We start from the raw sequence: 16,956 nt of genomic DNA on the forward strand, positions 1-16,956 counted from the left end.
CGTGTGCTTCGAGCTTCCGCTCTGAGCCCAAACAAGGCATTCGATAGGCGCCCCGCGCTGAACCAAGCCCGAAGGGCGCAGCGCATTGCCGGCGCGCTCCCATGCGGCGGCAATTTGGCTGAGGCAGGCGCAATGGAGTGAAGTTTCCAGGACTTGGCTGGGATAAACGGCTCAGAATTTCTGTTGGATCGCCACCGCGCGCGTCGGCAATGCGCGGCTTGAAACGAAAGCGTCAACGGCGGCTCCGGTCCGCACTCCGGATATTCTCGAACTCAGACTTCACGCAGCCTCTCAGGCGGCCGCATGGGGCCGCCCAAGAGGGGTAAAGGGACACCGCTCAATGGCGCGCGGCGGTGCGGCGTTCCGCGTTCAGCTTGCGGGTATAGCCGGATTGGATGACTTCGACCGCGACCAGCACCACCACCGAGAAGTAGAAAGTGGTCTTGGACATCGGCACCACCTCGTAGCCGAAGAATTTCAGCGCCAGGGATTCGTCATGCATGGCATGGGCGGCGGCCTGTCCGGCCTCCCCCAGAAGGACCACGCCCACGATCAGCAGGATAAAGAGGCCCAGAACCTCGTACATGCGGTTCTTCTCGAGAAAGCGGGTGACGCCATCGGCCAGCAACAGCATCGCCAGACCCGACAGGATGATCGCGGTCGCCAGGATCGGGAAGACATCGGTAATGGCCAGCGCCGACAGCACCGAGTCGAACGAGAAGATCAGGTTCATGAGCACGATCAGCATGACCACCTGAGCGGCCGACTTGCCGGATTTCGATTCAACGTCGGTGTCGAGATGTTCGATCGTCAGCATGTGACCGATCTCCTTGACCGCGGTATACATGATGAAGATCCCGCCCAGCACAAAGACACAGGTGGCGAAGTTGACGCCTCCTTCGATCAGGCCGGGGCTGTCAAACACGAAAAACGGCTCTGCCATGGCGTCGATCAGCTGGATCATCGCGAAGAGCAGGATAACCCGCAGTGCCACCGCGATCACGATGCCCCAGCGACGCACGGCCTGTTGCTGCGCGACGGGCGCGCGCTGGCTTTCGATGGAGATATAGAGCAGGTTGTCGAACCCCAGAACCGCCTGCAAGAAGCACAACATCAGCAGGTTGCCCAGGTTTTCCACTGTCAGAAGGTCGGCCATTTGGTCTGTTCCTCGCACGTTTGAACCGGTTTCGGGCTGCTATAGCGCGCCAAGGCCGCAAAAACAAAACGAAAGGACCGCGCGGTGCCGCGCGTCGCGATTTTCAGTCGGTACGGGTGTAGCGGGACCGCATCCGGTAATCCTTGGCCGGTCCCGTGACGCGCCACTCAACCTGAAAATCCGGCCAGCCGTCGAAGTGGTAGGTGGCGGTGTAGCGATCCGGATCGCACCAATGCGACGCCGTACCGCCCGACGCCGGGACCTGGTGAAAAAACCGCCCGTCGTCGAAATAGACCCTGAGCCCAGGCGCCCAGAAATACGTCCGTTCGGATGCCATCGGCTGGTGTCCGCGGATCGTCAACAGCCCTGCCTCGTGATAGCTTAGCCCCGCGCCACGCGGTGCCCAGACGGCTGTGCCGGTGAAGCTTGCCGGCGGGGCGTCGGCATGGGTGATCTGACGGACCAGCCGGTATTTGCCCTCGAATTCGGCGAGACCGCGTTCGGGCCGGTCAGCCATGCGCGCTCTCGGTTCGGTCAAACTGTCCCATCTCGCTGCTCCTGCCTTGCCGCTGTGGCGCGGTCGGTCTAAACCGCGCGCAACGATAGTCGCATCGCGTAAGGACCGCTACATGATTTCCCGCTATTCCCGCCCCGACATGGTTGCCATCTGGTCGCCCGAGACCAAGTTCCGCATCTGGTATGAGATCGAGGCCCATGCCTGCGATGCCATGGCCGATCTGGGTGTGATCCCGCGCGAGAATGCCGAGGCCGTATGGAAGGCCAGGGACGTGGAATTCGACGTGGCCCGCATTGACGAGATCGAAGCCGTCACCAAGCATGACGTTATCGCCTTCCTGACCCACCTGGCCGAACATGTCGGCAGCGAAGAGGCGCGTTTCGTGCATCAGGGCATGACCAGCTCGGATGTGCTGGACACCTGTTTCAACGTGCAGCTGACCCGCGCCGCCGATCTGCTGATCGCCGATCTCGAAGGTCTGCTGGCCGCTCTGAAACGTCGCGCGATTGAACACAAGGATACCATCCGTATCGGCCGCAGCCACGGCATCCACGCCGAGCCGACCACCATGGGCCTGACCTTTGCCCGCTTCTACGCCGAGATGGACCGCAACCTGTCGCGGATGCGCGATGCGCGCGTCGAGATCGCCACCGGCGCGATTTCCGGGGCCGTGGGGACGTTTGCCAATATTGATCCGGCCGTCGAGGAACATGTCTGCGACCAGCTGGGTCTGGTGCCCGAACCGATCAGCACACAGGTCATTCCGCGCGACCGTCATGCGGCGTTCTTTGCCACGCTTGGCGTCATCGCCAGCAGTATCGAGAACATCGCCATTGAAATTCGCCACATGCAGCGGACCGAGGTGCTGGAGGGGGCCGAGTTCTTCTCGATGGGGCAAAAAGGCTCCTCGGCGATGCCGCACAAGAAAAACCCGGTGCTGACCGAGAACCTGACCGGGCTGGCGCGCATGGTGCGCGCGGCGGTGATCCCGGCGATGGAAAACGTGGCGCTCTGGCACGAGCGCGATATCTCGCACTCGTCTGTCGAACGCATGATCGGGCCGGACGCCACAATCACGCTGGATTTCGCCCTGGCCCGGCTGACGGGCGTGGTCGACAAGATGCTGATTTTCCCCGAGAACATGATCGAGAACATGAACAAGTTCCCCGGCCTGGTGATGAGCCAGCGGGTTCTGCTGGCACTGACCCAAGTAGGGGTCAGTCGCGAAGATGCCTATGCCATGGTGCAGCGCAATGCGCTGAAAGTCTGGGAACACCGCACCGATTTCAAAGAGGAACTGCTGGCAGACCCCGACGTCACCGCCGCGCTGAGCCCCGAAGAGATCGAGGAAAAGTTCGACCTGGGCTATCACACCAAGCATGTCGACACGATCTTTGCGCGGGTCTTTGGCCAGGGCTGACACGCGCTTGTGATTTGTCTGCTGCGCGATCGTCCTGTCTGATCGTTTCTGATTGAATTGCGCCAGACAGGAGTTGCCGCATGTTTCGTACCATCGTTTTCGCAGCCATTCTTGCCCCCGCCATGGCCTTGGCCGCCGGGGGTGGCGGGTCTTCGGCCCCCAAACCGACGGAAACGACCAAGAAATGCACCGATGGCAAGGTCTGGGACAAGGGCAGCAAATCCTGCGTACAGGCCCGTAACGACGTTCTGGATGACGATACGCTTTACGGTGCCGTCCGGGAATTTGCCTATGCGGGGCAGTACGAACATGCACAGGCGGCACTGGCCGCGATGTCGGACCAGGCCGATGACCGCGTGTTGACCTACTGGGGCTTCACCCACCGCAAAATGGGCGATGTCGCCACCGGGATGTGGTATTATCGCAAGGCCATCGCGACTAATCCGCAAAATATCCTTGCGCGGTCCTACATGGGGCAGGCGCTGGTGGAGCAGGGTGATCTTGTCGGCGCGCGCCGGCAATTGCGGGCCATCGTCGATGCCGGCGGCAAGGAAAGCTGGGCTCATGCGTCGCTTTACCAGGCGCTCACGACGGGTGTTACCTACACCTACTGAGGATGCCGGGCACGGCTGCATCCAATTATGGTCGGCGATCGCGGGCATTTGTGCTATCATCTCCCGAGAACCAGCAGGAGATCAGAGATGAAGCTGAAAATCGCGATTGCCGCTGTCGTGATGACACTTGGTACGGCTGCCCTCGCCGGACCGGGGTGTGGTCTTGGCCATGGCAAGCAGGTCATGTCTTGTGGCGAAGGCACTGTCTGGGACGCGCAAAGCCAGAGTTGCGTACCGCTAACCACCAGCTAAACCGATCGAATTCGGCGAATTGGCCAAGGTTGGGCTGGCGTGCCAGACCGATCGTATTCTCCGTCTGTTCTTAGATAAATTTTCATCCTTCCCGGCCTATTCTCGGCGCAGAGCCAGGAATGAGGGAAATGATGAACGATATGACACCGCTTGCGCAACTGTCGCCACCGTCTGCCTCTGGCGCGACATCGGCGCGGCTGACGCGCAAGCAAAAGGCCGCCATCGTAGTGCGTTTCCTGCTCAACGAGGGGGCAGAGGTGCCGTTGACCGATCTGCCGGAGCCGCTGCAGGCGACGCTGACCACCCAGATGGGGACCATGCGCTATGTGGACCGTTCGACGCTGGCGGATGTGGTGGCGGAATTCGCCGGAGAGCTTGAGGCGATGGGCCTGACCTTCCCGCGCGGCGTGGCCGGGGCGCTGACTGCGCTCGACGGGAAGATCAGCCCGCAGACCGCCGCTAGGCTGCGCAAAGAGGCAGGCGTTCGTCAGTTCGGTGACCCGTGGGAGCAGATTTGCAACGCCGGCATCACCAACCTGGTCCCGATCATCGAAAAGGAAAGCATCGAGATTGCGGCGGTGGTGCTGTCCAAGCTCGAAGTGGCGCAGGCGGCGGCATTGCTGGGCAAGCTGCCGGGCGACAAGGCGCGGCGCATCACCTACGCGGTGTCCCAGACAGGCGCGGTAACGCCGGACGCGGTGGATCGGATCGGCCTGGCGCTGGCCGCACAGCTGCACGAGGTGCCCGAGACCGCGTTCGACAGCGGGCCCGAGCAACGGGTGGGGGAGATCCTCAACTATTCCGCGGCGGCGACCCGCGATGACGTGCTTGTAGGGCTTGACGAAACCGATCAGGATTTCGCCGCCCGTGTCCGCAAGGCGATCTTTACCTTTGCCAATATCCCCGAGCGTCTGAACCCGACCGATGTGCCCAAGATCACCCGCGAGGTGGAGCAGGCGGTCCTGGTCATGGCGCTGGCCTCTGCCACCGAAGGCGATCTGGCCGCCGCGGCGGAGTTTCTTCTGGATAACATGTCGAAACGCATGGGCGACGGCATTCGCGAAGAGATGGAAGAGCTGGGGGCGGTCAAGCCGAAGGATGCCGAAGAGGCAATGACAGAAGTCGTCAATGCGATCAGAAAGCTGGAAGCCAGCGGCGAAATCACCCTGATCCTGCCCGAAAGCGAGGGCGAAGACGAATAGCGATTGTCGCGCCGCCGCGATCCCATCTCAGGTTGGGCACCGGTATCTCGATCCGGGCGATCGGCCGTTCGGCGTTCGTAAAGGTTGCCTGGTAGCGGGAAAGGGCACTGGATTCAGCGCCTCTTTCCTCACGACGGGCGCACCTCTCGACAATGTGTTCTGTGTCCGGCGCACCGGCGTCGAAACCGGTGGACAGCTTCGGGGCGGCGGCATAGGCTTGCCGCCATGAGCGATACTGATGGACGCCGCTGGCATGATATGGGTGGGCAGAGCGCCGGTGAGATCCCGCAGGAGGGGCATGATTTCGCCCTTTGGGAAAAGCGCGTCGATGCCTTGATGGTACTGTGTGGCGGCAAGGGCCTGTTCACCGTTGATGGCCTGCGCCGGGCCCTCGAAGACATGGGCGAAGACGCGTTTGAAAAACACAGTTACTACGAGCGCTGGATCGCTTCGGTGAACCAGAACCTGATCGAGGCCGGTACCTATTCGCTCGAAGAGCTTGGCCGGAAGATGGACGAGGTCGCCGACCGTGGCGCGACCTATGGCGCGGCGCAGCGTGATGGCTGAGCGGGTGCGCGTCAAGGCGATGATGCCGCCCGGACATGTCCGCGCGCCGGCTTATCTGCGGGGCAAGACCGGCATCATCGAACGCGCGCTGGGCACGTTTGGCAACCCGGAGCAGCTGGCCTACGGGCACGCGGCCGAGAAGAAGCAGCTATACCGCGTGCGCTTTACCATGGCCGAGCTTTGGGGCGATGGTGCCGAGACACCGGAAGACACGGTGGATGCCGAGATCTACGACCACTGGCTGGAGAAGGTGTAGCCCGATGCCGCATGACCATCATGACCATCTGAGCCCGTCGGGCCACCCCTATCGCCCCGACAATGACGGCCCGCTGACCTATTGGCAGCGCATGGAAATCGCGGTGCGCGAGCTGTTGATCGAAAAGGGTGTTGTCACGCCTGCCGAAATCAGCACCCAGATCGACGCGATGGATGCCCGCAGCCCGGCGAACGGCGCCGCGGTTGTGGCGCGCGCCTGGACCGACCCCGAATTCAAGTCGCGCCTGCTGGCAGATGCCAGCGCCGCGAGCCGGGAAATGGGGTTCGATATCGGTCCGCTCAACCTGATCGCGGTCGAAAATACCGACACCGTGCATAACCTGATCGTCTGTACCCTGTGCTCGTGCTACCCGCGCAACCTGCTGGGCCTGCCGCCCGATTGGTACAAGACCCGTGAATACCGAAGCCGCGCCGTACGCGAACCGCGCGCGGTGCTGCGCGAATTCGGGGTCACCCTGCCGGACAACGTACAGGTGCGCGTGCATGACAGCACGGCCGATATGCGCTATATCGTGCTGCCCGCGCGGCCCGATGGTACCGATCAACTGGATCAGGGCGCATTGGCCGAACTGGTCACGCGCGATTCGATGATCGGAATGGGGTTGCCGCGCAAGCCTTTGTAATCACACCCATTTCGCCAAAGGTGGCAAGCTCATGAGCACCGCGTTGGCGTCATGCCCGGTGGCCAGCCCGAATTTGGTGCCGCGGTCATAGACCAGGTTGTATTCGGCATAAAGACCGCGATGGATCAACTGGGTATCCTTGTCCTTGTCCGTCCAGTCCTGCGTGCGGCGTCTTTCCACCAGCGGCACGAACGCCGGCAGGAAGGCGCGGCCAATGTCCCGGGTCAGCGCGAAATCCGCTTGCCAGTCACCGCTGTTGTGATCGTCCATGAAAATACCGCCGACACCCCGGGCGCGGCCACGGTGCGGTATGTAGAAATATTCGTCCGCCCAGGCCTTGAGGCGCGGGTAATGATCCGGCCCGTGCGGATCAAGATAGGCGCGCTGCGTGGCGTGAAAATGCGCCGTGTCCTCCTGGTATTCGATACAGGGGTTCAAGTCGGATCCGCCACCGAACCACCAGGCCCGTGGCGTCCAGAACATCCGGGTATTCATATGTACCGCCGGCACGTGCGGGTTCTGCATATGCGCGACCAGCGAGATGCCCGAGGCCCAGAAACGCGGATCATCGGCGATGCCCGGCACCCCGCGAGCGGCCATTGATTTCTGCGCGGCTTCGCCAAGTGTGCCGTAGACCTTGGACACATTGACACCGACCTTCTCAAAGACCCGTCCGCCCCGCATCACGCTCATCAGGCCGCCGCCGGCGTCGCTACCGTCGTCCGAATGGCGCCTGGTCTCGCGCAGCTCGAATGTGGCGGGTGGCATGTCGGACAGCGGGCCATCGGCGTGGCTTTCCTCCAGCCCTTCGAATGCGGCCACGATCTGATCGCGCAGGCTGCGGAACCAGGCGGCGGCCTCGCGTTTTTCGGCGTTGAAATCCGTGGTCATGACGCGCGTCCGATCAATGGGCCGGAGCGCCGACGGCATCAAGCAGCGTGCGCCCGCCATCAACTGTCATGATCTGCCCTGTCATGAATCCCGAAGCTTCGCAGGCCAGGTATTGCGCGGCCTCGGCAAGCTCCGCGGGCGAGGCGATGCGTCCAAGCGGCGTGTTGTCCTCGATCTCTCCGCGGTATTCTTGCTGTTCGCGCAGCGTATCCTTCAGCGATGCGCTCATGACGGACCCGAAGGCCAGCGCGTTCACCCGGATGCGGTGCGGCGCCAGGGCCACGGCAAGGCTGCGGGTCATCTGATCCAACGCGGCGGACGATACCGAAAAGGCCAGCAGATCGGGGTGGGTGCGACGCGCGGCGATCGACGACAGGTTGATGATCGTGCCGGTTGCGCCCTCTTCCTGGTCCTCGGCCTGCTTTATCATCCGCCGGGCAACAAGCTGCGACAGGCGCAGGGCGGTTATCAGGTTCTGGTTCAGCAGCATGACCATCGCATCATCATCCGGGTTCAGCGGGTCCGAGGTGACGACCTGGCGCGAGGCATTGACCAGGATGTCGACCTGGTCGAAGGCGTCGATCGTGGCGGACAAGAGGTTCGCCTGGGTCAGCTTTTCACGCAGATCACCTGCGAAATACCTGATATTGCTGCCTTCTTCGTTCTTGCCGATTTCCTTTTTCAGCTGCTTTTCGTCCATATCCGCAAACATCACATTCGCGCCCTTGTTGGCGAAATGACGGCCGACGGCGAGGCCGATGCCATTGGCCCCGCCGGTGACAATCGCGGTTTTGCCGGAAATCGAGAATGACATGGGCGGGACCTTTCAGAGGTGATTCTGCCTGTGGCAGGCTATGCGAATTCAACGCGCCGTGCGAGACGGCCGCTGCGCGTGCAGGATTTTGAACCTGTTGTCGCCTGCCGCCTCGGATACAGTGGTGAAGAGCCGGTTCAGATCGGCCTCATAGGGCAGGTGGCGGTTGGCCACCAGCCACAACTGGCCGGACGGTTTCAGCATTGCCGCCGCGGCGCAGATGAAAGCGCGGCCCAGGGCCGGGTCGGCATTTCGGTCGGTGTGGAAAGGGGGATTGCTGACGACGCTATCCAGCAGTCCCTCATCGGGCCGCCACCGGGTGGCATCGTCCCAGTGCAGCCTCAGGCGCGGATCGGTCACGTTTTTCCGGGCGCATTCCAGGGCGGCGTGATCGGCTTCGACCAGGTCGAGATGCGAGATGCTGTCACGTTCAAGCAGCCGCGCGCTCAGATAGCCCCATCCGCCGCCCAGATCTGCAACATGCGCCCCCAGCCGGTCAGGCAGCGTATCTGCCAGCAGGCGCGAGCCGGGGTCGATCCCATCGGCGGAAAACACGCCCGGCTGGGTCACGAAGCCTTCGTCGATCTCCTGCGGATCGCCGATCATCCAGTCATCGAAATCGGCCTGCACCGAGATCTGGAACAGCTTGCCATGCGCCTTGGACAATGGGGCCGCCACCTGCGCACGCTTGCGGCACGCCTTCAGAACGGATTCGACACCGTTGGTCTTGGCGCCGTCAACAATGACCGGCCCATCCGTGACCTGCGCGGCGCGGGCGATCAGCCCATGCGCCAGAAGTTTCGCCCGCGGCAGGAACACCAGCGATGCGGAATAGCGTCCTTCGGGCTGGGTGGAACAGTGCAGGCCCTGCGCGGCGAAGTGATCCACATCCGGTTTGAACCCGGTCAGCACGTGCAGCCGGTCCTGCGGCAGGGGCGACAGGTCATGCAGACCGGCACGGGGGGCAAAGACGGCAACGCGCCCGGTTTCGGGCAGCGTGACCTCACCGCTTTCCAGGGCCAGGGACAGGCGGGAAGCGGACAAGCTATTCCTTTTCCATCGTGCATTGCAGCGGGTGCTGATGCTGGCGCGAGAAATCCATCACCTGGGCAACCTTGGTTTCGGCGATTTCGTGACTGAAGACGCCGACAACGGCCAGGCCCTTCTGATGCACGGTCAACATGATGTCGAAAGCCTGTGCGTGGGACATGCCGAAAAATCTTTCAAGTACCGCCACGACGAACTCCATCGGTGTGTAATCGTCGTTCAAAAGCAGGACCTTATAAAGCGGCGGGCGTTTGGTCTTGGGGCGCGTTTCGACGACGACCGAGGTATCCTGATCGTCATCGTTCTTGCCGGCCATGGTCACTGGATATTGAATCATGTTTTCAGTGGCGCTTCGAAACAGGTCTTTGGTGAGCAGTCTATATAACCTCACGGTGGCGCGTGAAAAGGGGGCGATCGCGCCTATCCGGGCGGTTTGGGCGAAAAGAGTTGAAATTTCCCTTACAATGGCGGCCTAGTTCCGGCGTCTGCGCACCGATTTCGGCCGGCCCTTCTGGGGCTTTGACGGGGTGTCGTCCTCGAGCCCGAGCTGATCGCGCAGGATGCGCGGGCGGATTTCCTGCACCTGGCACGGTTTCAGCTGCCCCAGCTGGAATGGGCCATACGAAACGCGGATCAGCCGGTTGACGATCAGGCCGATGGCTTCCATCGCGCGGCGGATTTCCCGGTTCTTGCCCTCGCGGATCGATACGGTTGCCCAGGCATTGGCCCCCTGTTGGCGATCCAGCGTGACGGTCATGGGTTGGAACGTCTCACCATCGACCTCCAGCCCCTTTCGCAGCGGGTCGAACGTGTCATCGGCGGGGCGGCCCTTGACCCGGACACGGTATTTCCGCAGCCAGCCGGTTGACGGCAGTTCCAGCTTGCGCTTGATGCCGCCGTCATTGGTCAACAGCAGCAACCCCTCGGAATTCAGGTCCAGCCGGCCAACGCTCATCACGCGCGGCAGGTCTTCGGGCAGGTCGTCGAATATCGTGCTGCGCCCCTGTTCGTCGCGCGTGGTCGTCACCAGCCCGGTGGGTTTGTGATAAAGCCACAGGCGCGGTGGATCGGGGTCGCCCAACGCGCGGCCATCGACGGTGATCCTGTCCCGCGCGGTCACGTTCAGGGCAGCGCGGTCGATGGTCTTGCCGTTGACGGTCACGCGACCTGCCTCGATCATGCGCTCGGCCTCGCGCCGGCTGGCGATACCGGCGCGGGCGATGACCTTGGCGATGCGGTCGCCGGCTGGGGGTTTGGTGTTCATGGCTTCCGCTTAGACCAAATCCGGTGCTTGCGAAAGCGCAATGGAGCAGGCAAAGACGGGTTCATGACGTTCAAGAGCCATATGCAGGCCGCCCTGGACGAGGCACTTGCCGCCGGTGACCGGGGCGAGGTGCCGGTTGGCGCGGTGCTGGTGAATGCGGCGGGTGCAGTGGTCGCCACCGCGGGCAACCGCACGCGGGAGTTGAACGATCCAACCGCCCATGCAGAGATACTGGCGATCCGGGCCGCCTGTGCAGCCGCCGGCAGCGAGCGGCTGCCGGGTCATGACCTCTACGTGACGCTGGAACCCTGCGCGATGTGCGCCACGGCGATTTCCGCCGCCCGCATCGCCCGGCTCTACTATGGCGCCGCCGATCCCAAGTCCGGCGGCGTTGGGCATGGGGCAAAGGTGTTCACGCACCCGCAATGTCATCACGTGCCCGAGGTCTATGACGGGATCGCCGCGGCAGAGGCCGAAACGCTGTTGACGGATTTCTTCCGTTCCAGGCGCTGAAACTTCTGGATGCCTCCGGCGGGAGTATTTCCAGAACGATGAAAGCGCGCGCCCGCATCTTCACCGTTCCTGAAATACTCATTTCCTCCCGGCTACGACAGCTCGATCGGCTGCATCACCTCGGGCTCGATCACATTTACGTCAGGCAGGGCCTCGACAAGCGGTTTGGCGGATTGTTCGAGGATCGGGAAGGTCTTGTAGTGGCAGGGAATCAGCGTCTTGAAGTTGAAGAAGGTCTTGGCCGCATAGGCCGCGCGGCGCATATCCATCGTGAAATACCCACCCGCGCAGAGAATGCCGATATCAGGCGCGTGCAGATCGTTGAACACCTTCATGTCGGCCATGACATCGGTGTCACCCGACAGGTAGATGGTATGACCTTCTCCCTCGATCATGTAGCCGCATTCGGTGCCGGGCACCTCGGGGCCGCCCGGGCCGGCCACGCTTGAAGAATGGGTGGCATGCACCATCGTGACCTTGATGCCATCAAGATCGACAGTGCCGCCCTTGTTGAAGCCCACGGCCGCAATGCCCTGCTTTTCCTCCCAATGGGACAGCAGGTCATACTGGCCCACGACCGGCACATCCTTGTCTTTCGCGATGTTCAGCACGTCGGCCACATGGTCGAAATGCGCATGTGTCAGCAGGATATGGGTCACACCGTCGGTTGCTGCCGCCCGATGTTCCTCGGGGAGCATCGGATTGCCGCTCAGCCACGGATCGACCAGCAGAACCTGTCCGCCAATCTCGATTTTGAATGAGGCATGTCCTAGCCAGGTGATTTTCATGATGTGCTCCAGGTTGATGTTTCCGACAACCTAACACGGTAAACGCGGACGAAAAGAGGGCAGGTGGCTTGCGGGGCCGCGCGTGCGGCGGTAAACGCTGATCCGACAAAGCTGACCCGGAGATCACCCATGTCGATCGACACCGACACCGCCGCAAAGGTGGCCAAGCTGGCGCGCATCCGCGTCGAAGATGACGCGCTGCCGGCGCTGGCGCAAGAATTCAACAATATCCTTGGCTTCATCGAACAGCTGAACGAAGTCGATGTCGACGGTGTCGAGCCGATGGTCAGCGTGACGCCGATGCGCCTGAAGCGGCGTCAGGACGTGGTCAATGACGGCGATCAGCAGGACAAGGTGTTGTCAAATGCGCCCGATGCGCGCGAAGGATTTTTTGCGGTGCCGAAGGTGGTTGAATGATGTCCGAACTGAACAAACTGACGATTGCCGAAGCGCGCGACAAGCTACGCCGCGGCGAGATTACCAGCACCGAGATTACCACCGCCTGCCTGGAACAGATCGACGGGGCGGGCGCGTTGGGCGCCTTCGTGCATCACACGCCCGATCTGGCGATGGAACAGGCGCGCGCGGCGGATGCGCGCATCAGCGCGGGGGAGGCGCCGTCGATCTGCGGTATCCCGCTGGGAATTAAGGACCTGTTCTGCACCAAAGGCGTGCCGAGCCAGGCCGGAAGCGCGATCCTGAACGGGTTCAAGCCCGAATATGAATCGACGGTGACACAAAACCTGTTCGATGCCGGCGGCATCATGCTGGGCAAGCTCAACATGGATGAGTTTGCGATGGGGTCGTCGAACGAGACCTCCGTATACGGCAACGCGGTCAACCCGTGGCGGCGCGGCAACGAGGATACCGCGCTGACGCCTGGGGGGTCCTCGGGCGGGTCGGCCAGCGCGGTTGCGGCGGATCTGTGCCTGGGCGCGACCGGTACCGATACCGGCGGCTCCATCCGTCAGCCCGCGGCATTCACCGGCATCACCGGCATCAAGCCCACCTACGGGCGTTGTTCACGTTGGGGGATCGTCGCTTTTGCATCCTCGCTCGACCAGGCCGGGCCAATGACCAAATCCGTGCGCGACGCCGCGATCTTGCTGGAAACCATGTGTGGCCATGACCCCAAGGATTCGACCTCTGCCGATCTGGCCGTGCCGGATTTCGAGGCCATGTTGACCGGCGACATCAAGGGCAAGGTCATCGGCATTCCGGAAGAATACCGCATGGACGGGATGCCGGAAGAGATCGAGAAGCTGTGGTCCGATGGTACCGACATGCTGCGCGACGCGGGGGCCGAAATTCGCGACATCAGCCTGCCGCACACGAAATACGCGTTGCCGGCCTATTACGTGATTGCGCCGGCCGAGGCGTCCTCGAACCTGGCGCGCTATGACGGGGTGCGCTACGGGCACCGGGCGAAACTTGCCCAGGGCGACGGCATCACCGAGATGTACGAGAAAACCCGCGCCGAAGGCTTTGGCCCCGAGGTACAGCGCCGGGTGATGATCGGCACCTATGTGCTGTCCGCCGGCTTCTACGATGCGTATTACAACCGTGCCCGCAAGGTGCGCGCGCTGATCAAGCGCGATTTCGAGGATGTCTTTGCCGGCGGCGTGGATGCGATATTGACCCCGGCGACGCCATCGTCGGCCTTTGGCCTGGGCGAGATGGCGGATGCGGATCCGGTGCAGATGTATCTCAATGACGTGTTCACCGTGACCGTCAACCTTGCAGGGTTGCCGGGCATCAGCGTGCCGGCGGGCCTGGACAAGCGCGGCTTGCCCCTGGGGCTGCAGCTGATCGGACGGCCGTGGGAGGAGGGCGACCTGCTGAATTGCGCTTATGCCCTTGAAGGCGCGGCAGGTTTTGTAGCCAAGCCGGAAAAATGGTGGTAAAAATCCGCGAAAATATGAGAGCGGCAGGATGAGCAGATGCGTTTTTCGTTGATCATGGTGGCGGGTATTGCCCTTGCGGCCTGCAGCCCCCCTGTACCCGATAGCGGCCAGGGTGTCGGGTTCGGGAACTACGAGGAATACCAGAAGCAGCAGCGCGCGCGCGACGCGCAGCTGGCGGGCAGCGCCCTGCCGCCCGCCACGGCCGTGTCGCAAGAGACGCTGGCGGCGGACGGGACGGTTGTTGCGTCGAATGACGGATCGGACCTGGCTGCTGAAACCCAGGCTGCCCTGGGCCAGGGGCAGTCCGGTTCTGGCGCGGCGACGGCAGCGGGTGGCACCGGCCCCCAACCCGAGGCCGTGTACAGTTCGGGCATTTCGCAAGAGAACAATTTCGACGCGGTCGGCGCGCAGCGTTCGATCGAAAGCGATGCGGCCAAGATCGCCCAGAACCGCGCGCAGTACAAGGTGATCGAGGCCGAAGCCCTGCCGGCGCGTCCGGGGGGCGACGGGCCCAATATCGTCGATTACGCCTTGGCCACGACACATCCGATGGGCACGCAGGTGTATCGCCGCATCGGCGTGAACCTGGATGGCAAGGCGGCGCGCAACTGCGCCAAATACGCCTCGCCCGACCAGGCGCAGAGCGCCTTCCTCAGCAAAGGTGGTCCACAGCGCGACCGGATGGGGCTGGACCCCGATGGCGACGGGTATGCCTGTGGCTGGGATCCCGGCCCGTTCCGCAAGGCCGTCGGTGGTTGAGCTTGGCGGGCATCCACCCGGACGCCGAACAGCATCCTTCACCGAATTTTGGTGATCGCCGGGACGGCGTGATCCCCAGCCTCGTGGTCTTGCATTACACCGCGATGCAGACCGCCGAAGCGGCGCTTGAGCGGCTTTGCGACCCCTCTGCCGAAGTCTCCGCGCATTACCTGATCTCGGAAAAGGGCCGTGTCTGGCAGATGGTTGATGAAAGCCGGCGTGCCTGGCACGCCGGGGCGGGTCAATGGCGGGGCATCTCCGATGTGAATTCGCATTCGATCGGGATTGAACTTGCCAATTGCGGCGACCATCCGTTTCCCGAACCGCAAATGGTGGCGCTGGAGGGATTGCTCAAGGGGATTTGCCTTCGATGGAAGCTTGTTGCGGGGGGGGTGATCGGTCATTCGGATATGGCGCCCGGGCGCAAATTCGATCCCGGTCCCCGGTTTGATTGGCTACGGCTGGAAAGGCTGGGCCTGGCGGGCCGCCGCGGGCATGATGCCGGGCCGGGCGATCCGTGCGCCGACCTGTTCCGGCGTCTGGCACGGGATGCGGGTTATACCGCCGATGTGGATGACGCGACCCTCTTGGCGGCGGTAAGGCTCAGGTACCGCCCGCAAGCGTCCGGTCCGCTAGCACCCGAGGATTTCACGCCGATCGGCCACGCGGCCGCGTGGACATGACCCAAGCAGGATTGACGCCGCCCCCGCGATCCGCATAGACCGATCCCCGCGCGGAGGGCCGGATGGCCGCGGGGGCCGCAAGGCCCGCGAGGAAAGTCCGGACTCCACAAGGCGACGGTGCCGGGTAACGCCCGGCCGGGGCAACCCGAGGGAAAGCGCCACAGAAAACAGACCGCCCCGGTCCGTCCGGGGTAAGGGTGAAACGGTGGGGTAAGAGCCCACCGCGGGACGGGCAACCGGACCGGCACGGCAAGCCCCACCGGGAGCAATGCCAAATAGGGACCGCAGGCGGGGATAGGTCGGGCAACCGATACCACCCGCAGGCCGCCTTGGCCCGGCGGTCCGGGTTGGCAGCTAGAGGTGCCCTGGCAACAGGGCATCAAGATGAATGGTCATCCAAGGGGGTTCGCCCCCAGGACAGAATCCGGCTTACAGGCCCTCCGCGCATCTATCGGCGATCAGCCGCATCGGGATTTGGTACTGCCAGGTATTCCCGCGCGGGGATTTCCACGATCCCGCGCAGCCCGAGCGCCTCTGCATCGTCGGCAGCCAGCTGCGAGATGGCCTGCGAAACCGCATCGAACGTGGCGCGGCGGTCTGCGCCCGCGGCGGCGATATAGGGCAGGCCGGGGGTGGGGGGTGTCCAGTCGATCACACGGAGCCTGTCGGCGAAGGCTTCGTAGCGCCGCATGAGCCGCCACGAGACCGCATCGAGTGCGGCGATGTCGGCCCGCCCCTCGGCCACGGCGCGGGCGGAATTCAGATGCCCATGAGTCTGAAGCCGGTTTTTGAACCAGAAGCCGCGCGGTTTCAGGTGGTTGTAAGGCGCGGCGAAGCCTGATTGGGAAAAGTTCTGGTTATAGGCAAAAACCGCCTCGCCAAACGCGTCCGGCCCCTGGCGCGGATCATCGGCGCGGGCCACGATGGCGCTGCGATAATGGCCCGGCGGGCAGCCTTCCAACCCGTAGTCGGGGGTGCCGATCAACGTGACCTTGTCGTGCAGCCACAGCCGGTAAGGCATCCCGCAGGTCTGGCTGAGCACCAGGTCGGGCGCGTTCCAGACCGCGAATTCCTCGGCGTCCTGCGACAGCGTCCCGGGGCTGTCGATCCCGCGTTCCGCCAGTGCCGCGCGCATGAGCTGCCAATAGCGGTCATGCGCCCCGGCCAGTTCGGGGCGGGCGTACATCATCAGGCTGGCAATCATGGCGGGGCCCCTGTTGGTTCTTGCCGGGTCGCGATATTGCCGGCCCGGCCCGCAACAGTTTGACCGCATTGGCGATCCGGATGCAATCACGCGCGCCCGCCGCGACAGCATTTCGCACGCTCCGCGTGGAAAGCCGGTTGACTCAGGCCGCGCGGCGAGTAAAAGGCAGGTTCAAGTTTTTCACGGGCCATGCAGTTGTGCCCGACGCAGGAGCACTATCATGGCGAAGCCGACCACTATCAAGATCCGCCTGAACTCGACCGCAGGTACCGGCCACTTCTACGTGACCAAGAAGAACGCGCGCACCATGACCGAAAAGATGGTCGTCCGTAAATACGACCCGGTTGTGCGCAAGCATGTCGAATACAAGGAAGGCAAGATCAAGTAAGATCACCTTGCTTTGCAATGAGAAAGCCGCGCCCGCCGGGTGCGGCTTTTTCGTTTTGGAGGAGGCGCTGCGCC

At 63.1% G+C, this 16,956-nt stretch carries 22 protein-coding genes and 1 other RNA gene; 14 read left to right on the top strand and 9 right to left on the bottom strand.

The genetic code is table 11. The features are described 5' to 3' along the window. Window positions 1-337: 337 nt before the first annotated feature. Entirely contained in the window at window positions 338-1,156 is an 819-nt protein-coding gene (locus tag AAFO92_RS16810) for a TerC family protein (protein WP_347537051.1), read from the bottom strand. 103 nt (window positions 1,157-1,259) lie between these two features. Beyond that, entirely contained in the window at window positions 1,260-1,673 is a 414-nt protein-coding gene (locus tag AAFO92_RS16815; RefSeq protein ID WP_347537052.1) for a DUF6314 family protein, read from the bottom strand. 112 nt (window positions 1,674-1,785) lie between these two features. Here AAFO92_RS16815 and purB point away from each other — a divergent pair, with 112 nt between their 5' ends. The 7 genes from purB (at window position 1,786) to nthA (ending at window position 6,627) form a co-directional block, all read left to right on the top strand. Beyond that, the gene (gene purB / locus AAFO92_RS16820) at window positions 1,786-3,093 is read left to right on the top strand and encodes an adenylosuccinate lyase (RefSeq protein WP_347537053.1); all 1,308 of its coding nucleotides are present in this window, start codon (window positions 1,786-1,788) and stop codon (window positions 3,091-3,093) included. Window positions 3,094-3,173: 80 nt separating this feature from the next. Next, the gene (locus AAFO92_RS16825) at window positions 3,174-3,707 is read left to right on the top strand and encodes a tetratricopeptide repeat protein (RefSeq protein ID WP_347537055.1); all 534 of its coding nucleotides are present in this window, start codon (window positions 3,174-3,176) and stop codon (window positions 3,705-3,707) included. Between the two features lie 87 nt (window positions 3,708-3,794). After that, window positions 3,795-3,959, top strand: coding sequence for a carbohydrate-binding module family 14 protein (locus AAFO92_RS16830; RefSeq protein WP_347537057.1), 165 nt, complete (start codon window positions 3,795-3,797; stop codon window positions 3,957-3,959). Between the two features lie 131 nt (window positions 3,960-4,090). Next, window positions 4,091-5,161 (top strand): FliG C-terminal domain-containing protein, encoded by a 1,071-nt coding sequence (locus tag AAFO92_RS16835; RefSeq protein ID WP_347537329.1) that lies wholly within the window; start codon window positions 4,091-4,093, stop codon window positions 5,159-5,161. 225 nt (window positions 5,162-5,386) lie between these two features. Then, on the top strand, window positions 5,387-5,728 hold the full coding sequence (locus AAFO92_RS16840; protein ID WP_347537059.1) for a ScnB-like protein: 342 nt from the start codon (window positions 5,387-5,389) through the stop codon (window positions 5,726-5,728). Beyond that, window positions 5,721-5,984, top strand: a complete 264-nt coding sequence (locus AAFO92_RS16845) for an SH3-like domain-containing protein (RefSeq protein ID WP_347537061.1) — start codon at window positions 5,721-5,723, stop codon at window positions 5,982-5,984. The genes AAFO92_RS16840 and AAFO92_RS16845 overlap by 8 nt, the downstream gene beginning before the upstream one ends. A 4-nt stretch (window positions 5,985-5,988) precedes the next feature. After that, on the top strand, window positions 5,989-6,627 hold the full coding sequence (gene nthA / locus AAFO92_RS16850) for a nitrile hydratase subunit alpha (protein WP_347537063.1): 639 nt from the start codon (window positions 5,989-5,991) through the stop codon (window positions 6,625-6,627). Here nthA and hemF read toward each other — a convergent pair whose 3' ends face one another. The 5 genes from hemF to AAFO92_RS16875 form a co-directional block, all read right to left on the bottom strand. Beyond that, complete coding sequence (hemF, locus tag AAFO92_RS16855; protein WP_347537065.1) at window positions 6,628-7,518, bottom strand: oxygen-dependent coproporphyrinogen oxidase; 891 nt, start codon at window positions 7,516-7,518, stop codon at window positions 6,628-6,630. Between the two features lie 13 nt (window positions 7,519-7,531). Then, window positions 7,532-8,332, bottom strand: a complete 801-nt coding sequence (locus AAFO92_RS16860) for an SDR family oxidoreductase (RefSeq protein WP_347537067.1) — start codon at window positions 8,330-8,332, stop codon at window positions 7,532-7,534. Window positions 8,333-8,380: 48 nt separating this feature from the next. Continuing rightward, window positions 8,381-9,376 carry a class I SAM-dependent methyltransferase gene (locus tag AAFO92_RS16865; protein ID WP_347537069.1) on the bottom strand — a complete coding sequence of 332 codons (996 nt, stop codon included), beginning with the start codon at window positions 9,374-9,376 and terminating at the stop codon, window positions 8,381-8,383. A 1-nt stretch (window position 9,377) separates the two neighbouring features. After that, complete coding sequence (clpS, locus tag AAFO92_RS16870) at window positions 9,378-9,716, bottom strand: ATP-dependent Clp protease adapter ClpS (RefSeq protein WP_347537071.1); 339 nt, start codon at window positions 9,714-9,716, stop codon at window positions 9,378-9,380. Between the two features lie 135 nt (window positions 9,717-9,851). Beyond that, complete coding sequence (locus AAFO92_RS16875) at window positions 9,852-10,643, bottom strand: pseudouridine synthase (RefSeq protein WP_347537073.1); 792 nt, start codon at window positions 10,641-10,643, stop codon at window positions 9,852-9,854. Between the two features lie 63 nt (window positions 10,644-10,706). Here AAFO92_RS16875 and AAFO92_RS16880 point away from each other — a divergent pair, with 63 nt between their 5' ends. Then, complete coding sequence (locus AAFO92_RS16880) at window positions 10,707-11,156, top strand: nucleoside deaminase (RefSeq protein ID WP_347537075.1); 450 nt, start codon at window positions 10,707-10,709, stop codon at window positions 11,154-11,156. A gap of 92 nt (window positions 11,157-11,248) precedes the next feature. Here the strand turns inward: AAFO92_RS16880 and AAFO92_RS16885 are convergent, their stop codons facing one another. Further along, a complete protein-coding gene (locus AAFO92_RS16885) occupies window positions 11,249-11,944 on the bottom strand; it encodes a metal-dependent hydrolase (protein ID WP_347537077.1) in 696 nt (231 codons plus the stop codon). 129 nt (window positions 11,945-12,073) lie between these two features. Between AAFO92_RS16885 and gatC the strand changes: the two genes are divergently transcribed. The 5 genes from gatC to rnpB all read left to right on the top strand — a co-directional run bounded on the left by gatC (window position 12,074) and on the right by rnpB (window position 15,738). After that, window positions 12,074-12,361, top strand: a complete 288-nt coding sequence (gene gatC, locus AAFO92_RS16890; RefSeq protein WP_347537079.1) for an Asp-tRNA(Asn)/Glu-tRNA(Gln) amidotransferase subunit GatC — start codon at window positions 12,074-12,076, stop codon at window positions 12,359-12,361. After that, entirely contained in the window at window positions 12,361-13,848 is a 1,488-nt protein-coding gene (gatA, locus tag AAFO92_RS16895; protein ID WP_347537331.1) for an Asp-tRNA(Asn)/Glu-tRNA(Gln) amidotransferase subunit GatA, read from the top strand. The genes gatC and gatA overlap by 1 nt, the downstream gene beginning before the upstream one ends. 36 nt (window positions 13,849-13,884) lie before the next feature. After that, window positions 13,885-14,607 carry a hypothetical protein gene (locus tag AAFO92_RS16900; protein ID WP_347537081.1) on the top strand — a complete coding sequence of 241 codons (723 nt, stop codon included), beginning with the start codon at window positions 13,885-13,887 and terminating at the stop codon, window positions 14,605-14,607. Then, entirely contained in the window at window positions 14,604-15,290 is a 687-nt protein-coding gene (locus AAFO92_RS16905; RefSeq protein WP_347537083.1) for an N-acetylmuramoyl-L-alanine amidase, read from the top strand. Before AAFO92_RS16900 ends, AAFO92_RS16905 begins: the two co-directional genes overlap by 4 nt. Window positions 15,291-15,340: 50 nt before the next feature. Next, an RNA gene (gene rnpB / locus AAFO92_RS16910) (RNase P RNA component class A) lies at window positions 15,341-15,738 on the top strand. On the opposite strand, the gene AAFO92_RS16915 is transcribed toward rnpB, so the two are convergent. Further along, on the bottom strand, window positions 15,739-16,494 hold the full coding sequence (locus tag AAFO92_RS16915) for a PhnD/SsuA/transferrin family substrate-binding protein (protein WP_347537085.1): 756 nt from the start codon (window positions 16,492-16,494) through the stop codon (window positions 15,739-15,741). It lies immediately after the preceding RNA gene. 220 nt (window positions 16,495-16,714) lie between these two features. Between AAFO92_RS16915 and rpmG the strand changes: the two genes are divergently transcribed. Beyond that, window positions 16,715-16,882 (top strand): 50S ribosomal protein L33, encoded by a 168-nt coding sequence (gene rpmG, locus AAFO92_RS16920; RefSeq protein WP_007814563.1) that lies wholly within the window; start codon window positions 16,715-16,717, stop codon window positions 16,880-16,882. Window positions 16,883-16,956: the final 74 nt, after the last annotated feature.

Source organism: Roseovarius sp. CAU 1744, assembly GCF_039839345.1.
In the GTDB taxonomy this organism is placed as follows: domain Bacteria; phylum Pseudomonadota; class Alphaproteobacteria; order Rhodobacterales; family Rhodobacteraceae; genus Roseovarius.

Coding starts and splice junctions, on each gene's coding strand:
- AAFO92_RS16810 (WP_347537051.1), bottom strand. CDS start 1,156: ATGGCCGACCTTCTGACAGTGGAAAACCTGGGCAACCTGCTGATGTTG.
- AAFO92_RS16815 (WP_347537052.1), bottom strand. CDS start 1,673: ATGGCTGACCGGCCCGAACGCGGTCTCGCCGAATTCGAGGGCAAATAC.
- purB (WP_347537053.1), top strand. CDS start 1,786: ATGATTTCCCGCTATTCCCGCCCCGACATGGTTGCCATCTGGTCGCCC.
- AAFO92_RS16825 (WP_347537055.1), top strand. CDS start 3,174: ATGTTTCGTACCATCGTTTTCGCAGCCATTCTTGCCCCCGCCATGGCC.
- AAFO92_RS16830 (WP_347537057.1), top strand. CDS start 3,795: ATGAAGCTGAAAATCGCGATTGCCGCTGTCGTGATGACACTTGGTACG.
- AAFO92_RS16835 (WP_347537329.1), top strand. CDS start 4,091: ATGAACGATATGACACCGCTTGCGCAACTGTCGCCACCGTCTGCCTCT.
- AAFO92_RS16840 (WP_347537059.1), top strand. CDS start 5,387: ATGAGCGATACTGATGGACGCCGCTGGCATGATATGGGTGGGCAGAGC.
- AAFO92_RS16845 (WP_347537061.1), top strand. CDS start 5,721: ATGGCTGAGCGGGTGCGCGTCAAGGCGATGATGCCGCCCGGACATGTC.
- nthA (WP_347537063.1), top strand. CDS start 5,989: ATGCCGCATGACCATCATGACCATCTGAGCCCGTCGGGCCACCCCTAT.
- hemF (WP_347537065.1), bottom strand. CDS start 7,518: ATGACCACGGATTTCAACGCCGAAAAACGCGAGGCCGCCGCCTGGTTC.
- AAFO92_RS16860 (WP_347537067.1), bottom strand. CDS start 8,332: ATGTCATTCTCGATTTCCGGCAAAACCGCGATTGTCACCGGCGGGGCC.
- clpS (WP_347537071.1), bottom strand. CDS start 9,716: ATGATTCAATATCCAGTGACCATGGCCGGCAAGAACGATGACGATCAG.
- AAFO92_RS16875 (WP_347537073.1), bottom strand. CDS start 10,643: ATGAACACCAAACCCCCAGCCGGCGACCGCATCGCCAAGGTCATCGCC.
- AAFO92_RS16880 (WP_347537075.1), top strand. CDS start 10,707: ATGACGTTCAAGAGCCATATGCAGGCCGCCCTGGACGAGGCACTTGCC.
- AAFO92_RS16885 (WP_347537077.1), bottom strand. CDS start 11,944: ATGAAAATCACCTGGCTAGGACATGCCTCATTCAAAATCGAGATTGGC.
- gatC (WP_347537079.1), top strand. CDS start 12,074: ATGTCGATCGACACCGACACCGCCGCAAAGGTGGCCAAGCTGGCGCGC.
- gatA (WP_347537331.1), top strand. CDS start 12,361: ATGTCCGAACTGAACAAACTGACGATTGCCGAAGCGCGCGACAAGCTA.
- AAFO92_RS16900 (WP_347537081.1), top strand. CDS start 13,885: ATGCGTTTTTCGTTGATCATGGTGGCGGGTATTGCCCTTGCGGCCTGC.
- AAFO92_RS16915 (WP_347537085.1), bottom strand. CDS start 16,494: ATGATTGCCAGCCTGATGATGTACGCCCGCCCCGAACTGGCCGGGGCG.
- rpmG (WP_007814563.1), top strand. CDS start 16,715: ATGGCGAAGCCGACCACTATCAAGATCCGCCTGAACTCGACCGCAGGT.